This window comes from Amycolatopsis sp. NPDC102389, assembly GCF_044765885.1.
Classification (GTDB): domain Bacteria; phylum Actinomycetota; class Actinomycetes; order Mycobacteriales; family Pseudonocardiaceae; genus Amycolatopsis.
In genome coordinates, this window is the sequence record NZ_JBIWKX010000039.1 from 31,467 (window position 1) to 46,536 (window position 15,070).

Below are 15,070 nucleotides of genomic sequence, written 5' to 3' on the forward strand. Positions count from 1 at the left end.
TCACCCCCGTGAGCAGCGAACTTCCCGAGAACCCAGCGCCCGCGCAGGACGTCACCGACGTGCCGGCCGAAGTCCGTGAAAGGCATGCCGAGCTGGCGGAGGAGATCCGCGGGCACCAGTTCCGGTACTACGTGCTGGATTCACCGATCGTGTCCGACGGCCAGTTCGACGAGCTGCTCAACGAACTCCAGGCCATCGAGGACGAGCACCCAGGGCTGGTGACGCCGGAGTCGCCGACGCAGAACGTCGGCGGCACGTTCTCCACCGAGTTCGTCGCGCACGATCACCTCGAGCGCATGCTCAGCCTCGACAACGTCTTCGACACCGAGGAGTTCGAGGCCTGGGTCGAGCGGGTCCAGAAGGAGATCGGCGCGACGAAGTACCTCGCCGAACTGAAGATCGACGGGCTCGCGATCAACCTGCTGTACGAGAACGGTCGCCTGACCCGCGCGCTGACCAGGGGCGACGGCCGCACCGGCGAGGACGTCACGCTCAACGTCCGCACGCTGGAGCAGGTGCCGGAGCGGCTGACGGGGACGGACGAGTTCCCGGTGCCCGCGCTGGTCGAGGTTCGCGGCGAGGTGTTCTTCCGCGTCGAGGACTTCCTGGCGCTGAACGCGAAGATGGTCGAGGCGGGCAAGGATCCGTACGCGAATCCGCGCAACACCGCCGCCGGGTCGTTGCGGCAGAAGGATCCCAAGATCACGAAGTCGCGCAATCTGCGGCTGATCTGCCACGGCCTCGGCAAACGTGAGGGCTTCGAGCCGAAGCGCCAGTCCGAGGCGTACGACGCGCTCGCCGCGTGGGGCCTGCCGGTCTCGCCGCACAGCAAGGTGCTGACTTCGGGCAAGGAACTGCTGGAGCACATCCAGTACTGGGGAGAGCACAGGCACGACGCCGAGCACGAGATCGACGGCGTCGTCATCAAGGTCGACGAGGTCGCGCTGCAGCGCCGTCTCGGCACGACCTCGCGCGCGCCGCGCTGGGCGATCGCCTACAAGTACCCGCCGGAAGAGGCGATCACCACGCTCCTGGACATCCAGGTCAACGTCGGCCGCACCGGGAGGGTCACCCCGTTCGCGGTGATGGAGCCGGTGAAGGTGGCCGGGTCCACGGTCGCGATGGCGACGCTGCACAACCAGGAAGAGGTCAAACGCAAGGGCGTGCTGATCGGGGACAAGGTCGTCATCCGCAAGGCGGGCGACGTCATCCCCGAGGTGCTCGGCCCGGTCGCCGACGCGCGCACCGGTGAAGAGCGCGAGTTCGTCATGCCGTTGCGCTGCCCCAACTGCGACACCGAACTGGCGTACCAGAAGGAGGGCGACATCGACATCCGTTGCCCCAACGCGCGGTTCTGCCCGGCGCAGCGTCGGGAGCGGCTGTTCCACCTGGCGAGCCGGAACGTCTTCGACATCGAGGTGGTCGGGTACGAGGCCGCGGTGGCGCTGCTGGACGCCGGTGTGGTGCACGACGAGGGCGATATCTTCGACCTGGACGAGGAGAAGCTGCTCCAGGTCGAGCTGTTCCGCACCAAGGCGGGGGAGCTCTCGGCGAACGGGCGCAAACTGCTGGAGAATCTGGAAACCGTCAAGGATCGTCCACTGTGGAGGGTCATCGTCGGGCTGTCGATCCGGCACGTCGGCCCGACGGCCGCGCAGGCGCTCGCCCGGGAATTCGGTTCGCTGGAACGGATCGAGAACGCGTCCGAAGAGGAGCTCGCCGCCGTCGACGGTGTCGGCCCGACCATCGTGCGAGCCGCGAAGGAATGGTTCGAGGTCGATTGGCACCGCGAGATCGTCGAGAAGTGGCGCGCGGCGGGCGTGCGGATGGAGGAAGAGCGCGATGAGTCCGTCCCGCGCAACCTCGAAGGCCTGTCCATCGTCGTCACCGGTTCGCTGAACGACTACTCCCGTGACGAGGCCAAGGAGTTCATCATGGCCCGCGGCGGGAAGGCGGCCGGTTCGGTGTCGAAGAAGACGGCGTTCGTCGTCGTCGGCGACGCGCCGGGAACGAAGTACGACAAGGCCGTCCAGCTGAAGGTGCCGGTGCTCGACGAGAACGGCTTCCGGGTGCTGCTGGAAGAGGGGCCCGAGGCCGCGGCCGAGCTCGCCCTGCCGACCGGGGAGGAAAGCGATGAGTGACCTGGAGATCCGGCCCGCCCGGCCCGAAGAGCTGAAGGCCGTCGGGGAGCTCACGCTGGCCGCGTACTCCGCGGAGCGGAACCTCGTCGACGGCGTGGGCTACGCCACCGAACTGCTCGACGCCGCCCGGCGTGCCGAACTGGCCGAGCTGCTGGTCGCCGTGGACGGGGACGGCACGCTCGTCGGCACCGTCACCATCGCCCGGCCGGGGACGCCCTTCGCCGAGCTGTCGCGCGAGGGCGAACTGGAGTTCCGCATGCTCGGGGTGCTGCCCTCGGCGACCGGGCGCGGTATCGGCGAGGCCCTGACCAGGGCGGTCATCGCGCGGGCACGGGAACTCGGCGCGGCACGGGTGGTGCTGTGCAGCCTGGAGACGATGACGCGGGCACACCGGCTCTATGAGCGGCTCGGCTTCGTGCGGCTGCCCGAACGGGACTGGGAGCCGCATCCCGGCGTCACGTTGATCGCCTACCGCCTGGAACTCTGAGTCGATACACCTCGTTGGTGTATCGTTGGTGTATGAGCCGGACCAATATCGACATAGACGACGAGCTGGTCGCCGCCGTGATGCATCGCTATGGGTTCAAGACCAAGAAGGACGCGGTGGATTTCGCGCTGCGAAAGGCCGCGCCGGTGATCACCACCGCCGACATCCTGGCGCTGGAAGGGATCGGCTGGGACGCGGAGCTGGACGAGATGCGCGACGACTCCGCGGACCGCAAGTGGCGCGATGCCTCCTGAACAACGGTGCCTGATCGACAGCTCCGTGTGGATCGACTTCCTGCGCAAACGCGCCACGCGTGCGAGGGATCTGGTCGTCGAGCTGGCCGCGCAGCCGAAGATGATCGTGACCTCCGAGCCGATCGTCATGGAGCTGCTGGCGGGTGCGAGCGCCGAGGCGCTCCCTCGTCTTGAGCGGACCCTCGCCGGTTTCGTGAACCTGGGCGTCGATCCCGCGATCGACTTCAGGAGCGCGGCGGAGATCTCCCGGGCCGTCCGTGCGGACGGGCACCGGGTCCGTTCCGCGATGGATTGCCTCATCGCGGCGGTGGCGGTGCGGCACAAGGCCGTCCTGATCCACAAGGACGTCGACTATGTGCGTATCGCCGAGGTCGTCCCCGAGCTCCGGGCCGAGGCGATCTTCGACTCGTGAGCGGGAGCTAGCTGTCCAGCACGACGGCGACGATCCCCGCGAAATGCGCCAGCCGAGCCACCTCGGCGGCCCGGAAGTTCGGCCCGCCCGGTCGCGCGACAAGCAGCGCCTTGCCGGGCTTCCCCAGCGGCGTCGCCGCGAGTTCGGTCCCCAATTCCTTCCACGTCTCCGGCACCCAGGCCTCCTCGGCGTCGAGGATGGTGGCGCGTTCCAGCGGCAGCCAAGGCAGGTCGGTGATCGGCGTTTCGGGCGCGGCGTTGGACGACGCCAGCCGGATCGCGCCCGCGTCGGCGTGCTCGACGACGACGGCCCAGCCGGCCCGGATGATCCGCGGCACACCTTCGGCGAGGATCTCCAGCCCCGAAGCGGGCTTCGCGGCGATCTCCTCGACCAGTTCGAGCTCGCGGTGGGTGTCGAGCACCCCGGCGTACGGCCGGACGGCGTCGACCTCGACCCCGTCGACGCTTTCGGCGGCGGTGATGAGCGCGTCCGGCAGCCTGCCGGAGGGGATTTCGACGACGAGGTCGTCGATGGCGACACCGCCGCCCCGTTCGACCACGTCGACGCTCAGGATGTCGGCGCCGACGGTGCCGAGCGCGGTGGCGACCGCGCCGAGGGTCCCCGGGGTGTCCGGTAATTGGACCCGGATCAGGAACGACACACGCGCCCCTCTCGCCTCAGGCGTCCCAGCCTCGCCGTGGAACGCGCTACGCCGGGCGCCGATTGTGACAGACCGGACGAGGTAATGGGGACCGACGTCCGGGGCGCGGGATAACGAACCAGGCACTCCTTACCCGACATGGGAGCGCAGGCCGCGGCATAACCCAGTCGAGTCCGCCGACGCCGCCACCATAGACTTGCAGCTTCCGACAGAACCCGCACAGCACACCCCGGGAGTCACCCGCGTGCCCAACATTTCCCGCGACGAGGTCGCACACCTCGCCAAGCTGGCCAGGCTTGCCGTCACCGAAGAGGAGCTGGACGTCTTCGCAGGCCAGCTCGACCAGATCCTGGACTCGGTGGCCAAGGTGAGCGAGGTCGCAGGCGAGGATGTCCCGCCCACGTCGCACGCCGTGCCGCTGACCAACGTGTTCCGTGAGGACACGGTCCGACCGGGGCTGACCCAGCAGCAGGCGCTGGCCGGTGCGCCGGCCAGCGAAGAGGGTCGTTTCCGGGTGCCGCGGATTCTGGGAGAAGAACAGTGACCGAAATCGTCAAGCTGACCGCCGCCGAGCTGGCGGAGAAGATCCAGTCCCGTGAGGTCTCGGCCGTCGAGGTCGCCCAGGCCCACCTGGACCGGATCGCCGAGGTCGACGACCACATCCACGCGTTCCTGCACGTCGACACCGAGGGCGCGCTCGACGCGGCCCGCGCGGTGGACGCCGACGTCGCCGAGGGCAAGGCGCCGAAGTCGCCGCTCGCCGGTGTCCCGCTGGCGCTCAAGGACGTGCTGACCACCAAGGGCATCCCGACCACGGTCGGTTCGAAGACCCTGGAGAACTGGATCCCGCCGTACGACGCCACCGTGACGCGCAAGCTGCGCGAGGCCGGTGTCGTGGTGCTCGGCAAGACCAACATGGACGAGTTCGCGATGGGCTCCTCCACGGAGAACTCCGCGTTCGGCCCGACGCACAACCCGTGGGACCACGCCCGCATCCCGGGCGGTTCCGGCGGTGGCTCCTCGGCGTCGATCGCGGCGTTCGAGGCCGCGATCGCGATCGGCACCGACACCGGCGGCTCGATCCGCCAGCCCGGCGCGGTCACCGGCACCGTCGGCGTGAAGCCGACGTACGGCGGTGTCTCCCGCTACGGTCTCGTCGCCTTCTCGTCGTCGCTCGACCAGGCCGGCCCCTGCGCCCGGACGGTGCTCGACGCCGCTCTGCTGCACGAGGTCATCGCCGGGTACGACCCGATGGACTCGACCTCGATCGACGCGCCGGTCCCGCCGGTGGTCGCCGCGGCCCGCCAGGGCCTGACCGGCGACCTCAAGGGCGTCCGCGTCGGCGTGGTGAAGGAATTCGCCGGCGACGGTTACCAGCCGGGCGTGTTGCGGTCGTTCGAGGCCGCCGTCGAGCAGTTGCGCGCGCTCGGTGCCGAGGTCGTCGAGGTCTCGTGCCCGAACTTCACCTACGCGCTGCCCGCGTACTACCTGATCGCGCCGAGCGAGTGCTCGTCGAACCTCGCCCGGTTCGACGCCATGCGCTACGGCCTGCGCGTGTCCGACGACGGCGCGCACAGCGCCGAAGAGGTCATGTCGCTGACCCGCGAAAAGGGCTTCGGCCCCGAGGTCAAGCGCCGCATCATGCTCGGCACGTACGCGCTTTCCTCGGGCTACTACGACGCGTACTACGGCTCGGCGCAGAAGGTCCGCACGCTCATCACGCGGGACTTCGAAGCCGCGTACGAAAAGGTGGACGTGCTGGTCTCGCCGACCACGCCGACCACCGCGTTCAAGATCGGCGAGCGCGTCGACGACCCGATGGCGATGTACCTGGCGGACCTCTGCACCATCCCGTCGAACCTCGCCGGCAACGCCGCGATGAGTGTCCCGAGTGGACTGTCGCATGAGGACGGCCTGCCGGTCGGCCTGCAGATCATGGCCCCCGCGATGGCCGACGACCGGCTGTACCGCGTCGGCGCCGCCTACGAGGTCGCGCGCGACGCCGCCAACGGTGGCTCGCTGGTGCACGAGGTTCCGGAGCTGGGAGGAAAGAAGTGACCGCCGTGGTTGAGTTGATGGACTACGCCGACGTCATCGAGCGGTTCGACCCGGTGCTGGGCCTCGAGGTGCACGTCGAGCTGAACACGAACACCAAGATGTTCTGCGGCTGTGCCAACGAGTTCGGCGGCGAGCCGAACACCAAGGTGTGCCCGACCTGTCTCGGTCTGCCCGGTTCGCTGCCGGTCGTGAACGGCAAGGCGGTCGAGGGCGCGATCCGTATCGGCCTCGCGCTCAACTGCGAGATCGCGGAATGGTGCCGGTTCGCCCGGAAGAACTACTTCTACCCGGACATGCCGAAGAACTTCCAGACCTCGCAGTACGACGAGCCGATCGCCTTCAACGGCTACCTCGACGTGACGCTGGACGACGGCGAGGTCGTGCGCGTCGAGATCGAGCGCGCGCACATGGAGGAGGACACCGGCAAGTCGCTGCACGTCGGTGGCGCCACCGGACGGATTCACGGCGCCGAGCACTCGCTGCTCGACTACAACCGCGCCGGCGTGCCGCTGATCGAGATCGTCACCAAGACGATCGAGCACACCGGCGGCCGCGCCCCCGAGGTCGCCCGCGCGTACGTGAGCGCCCTGCGGGATCTGCTGAGCGCGCTGGACGTCTCTGACGTCCGCATGGACCAGGGTTCCCTGCGCTGCGACGCGAACGTCTCGCTGATGGCCAAGGACGCGACCGAGTTCGGCACGCGCACCGAGACCAAGAACGTCAACTCGCTGCGCAGCGTCGAGCGCGCCGTGCGCTACGAGATGACCCGCCAGGCGGCGATCCTCGCCGAGGGCGGCTCGATCAAGCAGGAGACGCGGCACTTCCAGGAGGCCGACGGCACCACGTCTTCGGGCCGTACCAAGGAGACCGCCGAGGACTACCGGTACTTCCCGGAGCCCGACCTGGTCCCGATCGCGCCGTCGCGCGAATGGGTCGAGGAGCTGCGCAAGACGCTGCCGGAGATGCCGTCGGAGCGCCGGAAGCGCATCCAGCAGGAGTGGAACCTGACCGACGAGGCGCTGCGCGACCTGCTCAACGTCGGTGCGGTCGACCTGGTCGCCGCGACCGTCGAGGCGGGCGCGACGCCGGACGAGGCCCGCAGCTGGTGGGTCAACACGCTGGCGCAGGAGGCCAACTCCCGCGAGATCGAGCTGGCCGAGCTGGCGATCACCCCGGCGCAGCTGGCCGAGGTCATCGCGCTGGTCAACTCCGGTGAGCTGACCAACAAGCTGGCCAAGGAGGTCGTGCAGGGCGTGCTCGCCGGCGAGGGTTCGCCGTCCGAGGTCGTCGAGAAGCGCGGCCTGAAGGTCGTCTCCGACGACTCCGCGCTCATCGCGGCGGTCGACGAGGCGCTGGCCGCGCAGCCCGATGTCGCCGAGAAGATCCGCGGCGGCAAGGTGGCCGCGGCCGGGGCGATCGTCGGCGCGGTCATGAAGGCCACCAAGGGCCAGGCCGACGCCAAGCGCGTGCGCGAACTGATCGTCGAGCGAGTCGGTGCCTGATCTCGCTTTGAACAAGGTCACCTGGCGTGAGTGGCTCGGCCTCGCGGCCGGGCTGCTCGCGCTGGTGGCCTTGTTCCTTCCGTGGACGACGCTGACCGCCTCGCGCCCGGAAATCGAAGACGTGCTGGCGACGTTGCCCGCCACCGACGTCACGCGTGACGCTTGGCGTTCGGGCTTTCTCGCCTGGGCACCGCTCTTCCTTTTGTTCCTTCCCGGCCTCGCGGTCGTGCTGTTCGGCCGTGTCGACGCCGTCCGCCGCGCCGGTTTGCCGCATCTCTGGCTGATGGCCGCCATCGGCGCGCTGCTGCTGATGGTGCTCGGCTGGACCACCCTCGACTGGCAGTTCGACGCCGACCAGCGCGGGATCCTCTCCGCCGCCGGTATCGAGATCGGGACCGGTCTCGGCCGCTATCTCGGCCTCGCGGCCGCCGCGATCTCCGTCGTCGTCGCGTTCTTCGACGTCCGCCTCCTCCGCGCCGAGACCCGCACCCGTCGCCCCTGATCCCCTTACCGCGTAAGAGGGGCGACGAAAAACGCTTTGACATGTGACCATTTGGTCACCTATTTTGTCCTGTATGACCACTCCACGCAGGACACTCGTCACCGTGCTCGTCGCGCTCCTCTTCGGGGCGCTGTGCACCGCCGCGCCGGCGGCGGCCGAAGAACCCCCGCGCGTCCATGAGGGGACGATCGATGGCGCCGACTACCTGGTCAAAGTGCCGAAACGCTGGAACGGAACGCTGGTGCTCTACAGCCACGGGCTTTACGTGGAGCCGTGGAAGCCGGAGCGGATCATGCTGGCCACCCGGCCGGAGACCGAAAGATGGCTGCTCGACCAGGGTTACGCGCTGGCCGCGTCGAACTACAAGGGCGTCTTCGGGCACGCGATCGAGGAGGCCTTGACCGATCAGATCGCGTTGCTGGACTGGTTTCAGGACAACGTGGGCAAACCACGACGGACCCTTACGAGCGGCATGTCCATGGGTGCCGTGATCTCCCTGAAGCTGGCGGAGAACAACCCGGGCCGGTTCGACGGCGTCCTGAGCCAATGCGGTGAGTACGACACGAACGGCACGTGGAACAGCGCGCTGGACATGCTCTTCGCGCTCAAGACGCTGTTGGCGCCCGGAGCGGACATCGACCTGGTCCGGCCCCGTGATCCGCAGGCCGCGCAGGCGGCGCTCGAAGCCGTCGTGACCGAAGCCCAGAAGACCGAAGCGGGCCGGGCGCGGATCGCGCTGGCCGGAGCGCTGGGCACCGTTCCGGGCTGGGCGCTCGCGCACGAGCCGGAGCCGGCGGCGCCCGCCGACCGTCTCGCCCAGCAGGCGATGTGGGTCGCCGGCGCCTACCTGTACGGCTACGGACCGGCCGCGCGTCCCGAAATCGAGCACCGGGCCGGCGGGAACCCGTCGTCGAACACCGGGATCGACTATCGGCGTCAGCTCGCCCGATCCAGCGGTCTCGACCTGGTCCGGCAGGCCTACCGGACGGGCGGCGTGGATCTGGAGGCCGACCTGGACCGGCTCGCCGCGGCTCCCCGGATTTCGGCGGATCCGAAGGCGGAGGCCTACATGCACCGCTACACCGTGGCGCGCGGGACCACGCCGTCACCCGTGCTGACCACGCACACCACCGGTGACGGTGGCGCCGTCGCGGGGCAGGTTCGGTGGTACGGCGACCAGGTCCGGCGCAACGGCGATCCCGCTCTGCTGAGGCAGACCTACGTCAGCCGGGGCGGGCACTGCTCGTTCAACGCGGCCGAGGAGATCGTCCTGCTGCGCACCCTGCTGTCCCGGGCGGACACCGGCCGCTGGCCGTCCACCGAGCCGCGCCGGCTCACCGCCGCCGCGAACACGCTGGGAGACGGCTACCGGCTCGTGCCGGAGCTGTTCGACCCGCAGGGCAAGGAAAAGGCCATGCCGCCGTCGTTCACGCGGTTCACCCCGCCCGCCCCTCCGAGGCCGTCCCGGTAAGGGCCGCTCAGTCCTTGCCGCCCCCGCCGGAGCTGGCCGAAGGCGTGATGATGACGACGCGGTCGTCACTGGAAACCGGTGCGCCGCCGTCCTTGTTGACCGTCCCGGCGAGCGCGATCTGCGGGTTGACCATGCTCATCGCGGACAGCCTGCCGAAGGTCTTCGGCGGTTTGCCGACCTTGCCGTCCATGAAGACGTTGGGCTTGCCGGTCACCGCCCCGTCCGGGGTGACCGGCAGGTTCTGCAGGTTGCCCGCGATCGACGTCGTGATCGTGAGATAGCCGGTGGCGCCGACGAAATCCGCGCAGCCCGCCACACCGGGTTTGTCGGTCCAGCTCCAGGCCGGGGTGGTGAGCGGCTGACCGCCGCGAAGCCGGTACAGGACGTCCTTGTCGGCCAGGCGGTCGGTGAGCCAGACGCGGGAACCGGTCTGGTCACGGCAAATACCGCCGGGGGAGTGCACGCCGGTCGAGAAGACCGCCGAACCAGCCGTGGGGTTGCCCGCCGCAGGTTTGCCGGAGGTGTCGATGCGCAGCACCTTCCCGGCCAGCGACGACGGATCGGCCGCGAGCCCGGGATTGCCCGCGTCGCCGGTGGCGACCAGGAGCGCGCCCTTGGCGTCGGTGCCGATCGCGCCGCGGTTGCCGGTGGCCCCCTTGGGGATGCCGGTCAGCACCGGTTTCGGCGCCTGGCCCTTCGCCAGCCGGACGACCCGGTTGTCCGTCGGGGTGGTGATGTAGGCGAAGACGAGCTGGTCTTCGGCGAAACCGGGGGAGAGGGCGAGCGAGGTGAGGCCGCCGTCGCCCGAGCCGTCCACGGGGATCGCCGCCCAGGCGGCCGGGTCCTTCTCCGCGGCGGCGAGCAGGATCCGGCCGCTCTTGCGTTCTCCCGCGAGCGCGCTGGGCGCGGTGCCGTCACCGGGGATCGCGGCCACGGCGGCCACGGTGTCCAGGCAGGTCGCGATGACGGCCTTGTCGAAGTCCTTGCACCCCTGCGGGGGCGGGACCGGCGACGGTGTCTGGTTCGGCCCGTTCCCCCGGCCGGGACCGGCGTCGCCCGCTTCACCGCCCGGCCCGATCTGCGGCGGGACCTCGGGGGACGGCGGATTGACCGGGGTGAACTTCTGCCCGGCGGCCGTGTTGTCGAATTCGGCGCAGCCGGAGAGCATCAGCGCACCGCAGGCCAAGATGGCCAGCGGCGCGGTCCATTTCCGCCGGTACCGGGTACGCACGGGGCCAGCCTAGGTGGGCGTACGTGAGCCACCGGTAAGAGTCTCTCGATACCGTGGCGATCATGACAGTGACCGTTCTCGTGCCCGACGAAGAGGGAGTGGCCGCGCTTTCGGAGATCGAGGGCGTGCGTCCGGTGGTGTACCGCCGCGGCGAGCGGGTGCCCGCCGAAGCCGCCGAGGCCGAGGTCCTCGTGACCGGTGACCAGCCCAGCGAGGAACTCTGGCGCGAACTGCCGAACGTCAAACTCGTGCAGCTGCTGGTGGCGGGGGCCGAGGACTGGGTCGGCAAGGTGCCGGACGGCGTCCTGCTCTCGACCTGCCGCGGCGCGCACGGCGGAAGCTCGGCCGAGTGGGTCGTCGCGGTCCTGCTCTCGATCTATCGAGGTCTCGACGGTTTCACCGACGGCCTGCGGCGGAAGCACTGGGAGCGCCGGACCACCGACACGCTGCAGGGCAAACGCGCCCTCATCATCGGCGCGGGCGACCTCGGCAGGCATCTGCGCCGGCGGCTGGAGACGTTCGACGTGCGCTGCACGATGGTGGGAGCGACCGCCCGAGAGGGTGTCCACGGCAGTGGCGAACTCCCCGCCCTGCTGCCCGAACACGACGTCACCGTCCTGATGGTGCCACTCACGCCGCACACGCGGGGCATGGTCGACGCGGAGTTCCTGGCCGCGATGCCGGACGACGCGATCCTCGTCAACGTTTCGAGGGGACCGGTCGTGGACACCGACGCGCTCGTCGCGGAACTCGCGTCGGGACGGCTGCGTGCCGCCCTCGACGTCACCGACCCGGAGCCGCTGCCCGACGGGCATCCGCTGTGGGACGTGCCGGGACTGCTGCTGACACCGCACGTCGCGGGCGCCGTGAGCGGGCGGCGGCAGCGCGCCTACGCGGTGGTGGCCCGGGAATTGAGCCACTATCTGGGCGGGGAGCTGCCGAAGAACCTGGTCCACGGCGAATACTGATCGGCGTGGCGAATCTTCATGTCGGGTGCGCGATGTGGACGCACAAGGCGTGGGCCGGGCGGTTCGTGCCGCGGTCGACGCCCGCCGGGGAGCGGCTGAGGGCCTACGCCGGCTGGTGCAACGCGGTCGAGGGCAACACCACGTTCTACGCGACCCCCGCGAGGGAAACCGTCGAGACGTGGGCGCGGCAGACCGGCCAGGACTTCCGGTTCGTGGTCAAGCTGCCCAAGATCGTCACGCACGAGAAACGGCTCGCCGGTGTCGAGACCGAGATGCGGGCGTTCCTGGACGCGATCGAACCCCTCGGCGAACGGGCGGTCCTGTGGACCCAGCTGCCCGGCTCGTTCGGCCCGCCGGACGTCGACGCCCTCGGCCGCTTCCTGCGCCGTCTCCCCGCCGGTCTCCGGCGCGCCGTGGAGGTGCGTCACCCGGCGTTCCACACCGACGCGACGTCGCTGCTGGAGAGGACACTCGCCGACGCGGACGCGGAGTGGGTGCCGTTCGACACCACGGTCTTCTTCGCGAGTCCGCCGGTCAGCGAGGCCGAACAGGACGCCTGGGCCAAGAAACCCCGGCTGCCGCGGCGGACGCGGGCGCTGACCGGCCACCCGGTCGTCCGCTACCTGGGCCGGGACTCGGCCGAGGTGACCGTCGAGGGATGGCGGCCGTGGGCCGAGGTGGTCGCCGGATGGCTGCGCGAGGGCCGGTCGCCGACGGTCTTCGTGCACACGCCCGACAACGACGACGCCCCGGCGCTCGCCCGCCGGTTCCACGACGACGTGCGTGCCCTGGTGCCCGGTCTCGACCCGCTGCCCGAGCCCGAACCGGTCGAACCCGCGACCCTGTTCTGATCCGCTCCGGCGGTTCGGTCGCCTGACGGGCCGGTTTCCCCTACCCTTCGCGCGTGAGCGATGACTATCAGACCAGCATGATCTCGGACGTGGCCGACGCCGACAGCGGCCCCGGCCCGGCGGAGACCAGGGGCGGGATCGATCTCGGTCTGCTCGTCCTGCGAGTGGTACTCGGCGTGACGATGGGCGCGCACGGGCTCCAACACCTCTTCGGCGCCTTCGGCGGCCCGGGGGTCGGCGGCTTCGCCAGGGTGCTCGGCGACTTCGGCTACACCAGCCAGACCACGCTGCTTTCGTGGATCACCGGGATCAGTGAGATGGCAGGCGGCGCGCTCGTGCTGGTGGGCCTGTTCACCCCGATCGGTGCCGCCGCGCTGCTCGGGGTCTGCGCGAACATCGTCTACGTGAAGTTCGGCGGGGGGTTCTTCCAGAAGCAGGGGCAGGGTTTCGAGTTCGAACTCCTGCTGGCCGCCGCTTCGCTGACCGTCCTGCTCGCGGGCTCCGGGCGGATCGCGCTGGACGTCAACACCCCGTGGCGGAAGCGGCCGCTTTCGTTCGGGCTGATCGGGTTGCTGCTGACCGCGGCCGCCTCGGTCGTGGTGATCGTCCTCTGCCGCTGACGTCTCGCATTCAGAGGACTAAATGCGCAAAGGGCGCATTTAGTCCTCTGAATGCGTGCTACTTGCTCGGGTCCCGGACGGCGCCGGTGTCGGCCGAAGTCGCCATCCGCGCGTAGGCCCGCAGCGCGGCGGTGACCTTCCGGTCCCGCGAGGCCGGCTGCCACGGCCGCTCGCTCGCCTCCATCTTCGCGCGCCGCTCGGCGAGCACGTCCGCGTCGACGAGCAGTTCGAGCCGCCGCTCGTGGACGTCGAGCAGGATCCGGTCGCCGTTCTGGACCAGGCCGATCGCCCCGCCCGCGGCGGCCTCGGGCGAGATGTGCCCGACCGAGATGCCCGACGAGCCGCCGGAGAACCGGCCGTCGGTGATCAGCGCGCATTTCTTGCCCAGCCCCGAACCCTTGAGGAACGCCGTCGGGTGCAGCATCTCCTGCATACCGGGGCCGCCCGCCGGGCCTTCGTAGCGGATCACCAGCACCTCGCCGGGCTGGATCTCCTTCTTGAGGATGGCCGAGACCGCCTCTTCCTGGCTTTCCAGGACCCGGGCCGGGCCCTCGAAGTGCCACAGTTCCTCGTCGATGCCCGCCGACTTGATGACGGCGCCGTTTTCGGCGAGGTTGCCGCGCAGGATCGCGAGCCCGCCGTCCTTGGTGTAGGCGTGTTCGACGTCGTGGATGCAGCCGTCCGCGGCGTCGGTGTCCAAAGAGGACCAGCGGTTCTCGGTGGAGAACGCCTCGGTCGTGCGGACTCCGCCCGGCGCCGCGTGGAACAGCTCGATCGCCCGCTCCGACGGCTCCTTCGCCCGGATGTCCCAAGTGGACAGCCACGACTCGAGATCCGGCGAGTGCACGGAGTGGACGTCGGTGTTCAGCAGCCCGCCGCGGTGCAGCTCACCGAGGATGGCCGGGATTCCGCCCGCGCGGTGGACGTCCTCCATGTGGTAGTCCGAGTTCGGCGCGACCTTCGACAGGCACGGCACGCGGCGGCCGATCGCGTCGATGTCGTCGATGGTGAAGTCGACCTCGCCCTCCTGCGCGGCGGCGAGGATGTGCAGCACCGTGTTGGTCGAACCGCCCATCGCCATGTCGAGGGCCATCGCGTTCTCGAACGCCTTCTTCGACGCGATCGAGCGCGGGAGCACGGACTCGTCGTCCTGCTCGTACCAGCGCTTGCACAGCTCGACGACCGTGCGGCCCGCGTCCTCGAACAGCGCCTTGCGGGCGGCGTGCGTGGCGAGAGTGGAACCGTTGCCCGGCAGCGAGAGCCCGAGGGCCTCGGTGAGGCAGTTCATCGAGTTCGCGGTGAACATGCCCGAGCACGAACCGCAGGTCGGACACGCCGAGCGCTCCACAATGGACAGACCGTCCTCGTCGACCTCGCTGCTGGCCGACGCGGCGATCGCGGTGATCAGGTCGGTCGGCGCCTGCGCGACACCGCCGACGACCACGGCCTTCCCGGCCTCCATCGGTCCACCCGAGACGAACACCACCGGGATGTTCAGCCGCATGGCGGCGTTCAGCATGCCGGGGGTGATCTTGTCGCAGTTGGAGATGCACACCAGCGCGTCGGCCTGGTGGGCGTTCACCATGTATTCGACCGAGTCGGCGATGATCTCGCGCGAGGGCAGCGAGTAGAGCATTCCGCTGTGCCCCATGGCGATCCCGTCGTCGACGGCGATCGTGTGGAACTCGCGGGCGACCCCGCCCGCCTCCTTCACCGCGCCGGCCACGATCTCGCCGAGGTCCTTGAGGTGCACGTGCCCCGGCACGAACTGGGTGTAGGAGTTCGCGATGGCGACGATGGGCTTGCCGAAGTCGCTGTCGGTCATTCCGGTGGCGCGCCAAAGCGAGCGCGCGCCCGCCGCGTTGCGGCCGTGGGTGGTGGTCCGGGAACGGAGTTGAGGCACGGCTGACTC

Annotated in this window: 15 protein-coding genes; 12 read left to right on the plus strand and 3 right to left on the minus strand. The window is 69.8% G+C overall.

All coding sequences use genetic code 11. The features are described 5' to 3' along the window. Positions 1 to 8 precede the first annotated feature (8 nt). From ligA to ACIRGA_RS28095, 4 genes are read left to right on the plus strand one after another with little or no spacing between them, the layout of a single operon-like run. Entirely contained in the window at positions 9 to 2,141 is a 2,133-nt protein-coding gene (gene ligA / locus ACIRGA_RS28080) for an NAD-dependent DNA ligase LigA (RefSeq protein ID WP_400946240.1), read from the plus strand. Continuing rightward, on the plus strand, positions 2,134 to 2,628 hold the full coding sequence (locus tag ACIRGA_RS28085) for a GNAT family N-acetyltransferase (protein WP_400946243.1): 495 nt from the start codon (positions 2,134 to 2,136) through the stop codon (positions 2,626 to 2,628). Before ligA ends, ACIRGA_RS28085 begins: the two co-directional genes overlap by 8 nt. Before the next feature lie 32 nt (positions 2,629 to 2,660). Further along, positions 2,661 to 2,882: a type II toxin-antitoxin system VapB family antitoxin gene (locus ACIRGA_RS28090; RefSeq protein ID WP_400946247.1), complete on the plus strand. Its 222-nt coding sequence runs from the start codon at positions 2,661 to 2,663 to the stop codon at positions 2,880 to 2,882. Further along, entirely contained in the window at positions 2,872 to 3,294 is a 423-nt protein-coding gene (locus ACIRGA_RS28095; protein WP_350580913.1) for a PIN domain nuclease, read from the plus strand. Before ACIRGA_RS28090 ends, ACIRGA_RS28095 begins: the two co-directional genes overlap by 11 nt. A gap of 7 nt (positions 3,295 to 3,301) precedes the next feature. On the opposite strand, the gene ACIRGA_RS28100 is transcribed toward ACIRGA_RS28095, so the two are convergent. After that, positions 3,302 to 3,955, minus strand: a complete 654-nt coding sequence (locus ACIRGA_RS28100; RefSeq protein ID WP_400946250.1) for an amino acid-binding protein — start codon at positions 3,953 to 3,955, stop codon at positions 3,302 to 3,304. Positions 3,956 to 4,199: 244 nt separating this feature from the next. Between ACIRGA_RS28100 and gatC the strand changes: the two genes are divergently transcribed. The 5 genes from gatC (at position 4,200) to ACIRGA_RS28125 (ending at position 9,488) form a co-directional block, all read left to right on the plus strand. After that, positions 4,200 to 4,499: an Asp-tRNA(Asn)/Glu-tRNA(Gln) amidotransferase subunit GatC gene (gene gatC, locus ACIRGA_RS28105; protein WP_005162012.1), complete on the plus strand. Its 300-nt coding sequence runs from the start codon at positions 4,200 to 4,202 to the stop codon at positions 4,497 to 4,499. Beyond that, positions 4,496 to 6,013 (plus strand): Asp-tRNA(Asn)/Glu-tRNA(Gln) amidotransferase subunit GatA, encoded by a 1,518-nt coding sequence (gene gatA, locus ACIRGA_RS28110; protein ID WP_400946252.1) that lies wholly within the window; start codon positions 4,496 to 4,498, stop codon positions 6,011 to 6,013. Before gatC ends, gatA begins: the two co-directional genes overlap by 4 nt. Continuing rightward, entirely contained in the window at positions 6,010 to 7,515 is a 1,506-nt protein-coding gene (gene gatB / locus ACIRGA_RS28115; protein WP_400946254.1) for an Asp-tRNA(Asn)/Glu-tRNA(Gln) amidotransferase subunit GatB, read from the plus strand. Before gatA ends, gatB begins: the two co-directional genes overlap by 4 nt. Further along, positions 7,508 to 8,017: a hypothetical protein gene (locus tag ACIRGA_RS28120; protein WP_400946256.1), complete on the plus strand. Its 510-nt coding sequence runs from the start codon at positions 7,508 to 7,510 to the stop codon at positions 8,015 to 8,017. Before gatB ends, ACIRGA_RS28120 begins: the two co-directional genes overlap by 8 nt. A 73-nt stretch (positions 8,018 to 8,090) precedes the next feature. Further along, positions 8,091 to 9,488, plus strand: a complete 1,398-nt coding sequence (locus tag ACIRGA_RS28125) for an alpha/beta hydrolase family protein (RefSeq protein WP_400946258.1) — start codon at positions 8,091 to 8,093, stop codon at positions 9,486 to 9,488. A gap of 7 nt (positions 9,489 to 9,495) precedes the next feature. Here ACIRGA_RS28125 and ACIRGA_RS28130 read toward each other — a convergent pair whose 3' ends face one another. Then, the gene (locus tag ACIRGA_RS28130; RefSeq protein WP_400946260.1) at positions 9,496 to 10,719 is read right to left on the minus strand and encodes a PQQ-dependent sugar dehydrogenase; all 1,224 of its coding nucleotides are present in this window, start codon (positions 10,717 to 10,719) and stop codon (positions 9,496 to 9,498) included. 62 nt (positions 10,720 to 10,781) lie between these two features. On the opposite strand from ACIRGA_RS28130, the gene ACIRGA_RS28135 reads away from it, so the two are divergent. From ACIRGA_RS28135 to ACIRGA_RS28145, 3 genes are all read left to right on the plus strand, one after another. Beyond that, complete coding sequence (locus ACIRGA_RS28135; RefSeq protein WP_400946262.1) at positions 10,782 to 11,687, plus strand: 2-hydroxyacid dehydrogenase; 906 nt, start codon at positions 10,782 to 10,784, stop codon at positions 11,685 to 11,687. Between the two features lie 32 nt (positions 11,688 to 11,719). Beyond that, on the plus strand, positions 11,720 to 12,538 hold the full coding sequence (locus tag ACIRGA_RS28140) for a DUF72 domain-containing protein (protein ID WP_400946339.1): 819 nt from the start codon (positions 11,720 to 11,722) through the stop codon (positions 12,536 to 12,538). Positions 12,539 to 12,615: 77 nt separating this feature from the next. Continuing rightward, positions 12,616 to 13,158, plus strand: a complete 543-nt coding sequence (locus ACIRGA_RS28145; protein ID WP_400946341.1) for a DoxX family protein — start codon at positions 12,616 to 12,618, stop codon at positions 13,156 to 13,158. 58 nt (positions 13,159 to 13,216) lie between these two features. Here the strand turns inward: ACIRGA_RS28145 and ilvD are convergent, their stop codons facing one another. Next, positions 13,217 to 15,061, minus strand: a complete 1,845-nt coding sequence (gene ilvD, locus ACIRGA_RS28150; RefSeq protein WP_400946265.1) for a dihydroxy-acid dehydratase — start codon at positions 15,059 to 15,061, stop codon at positions 13,217 to 13,219. Positions 15,062 to 15,070 lie beyond the last annotated feature (9 nt).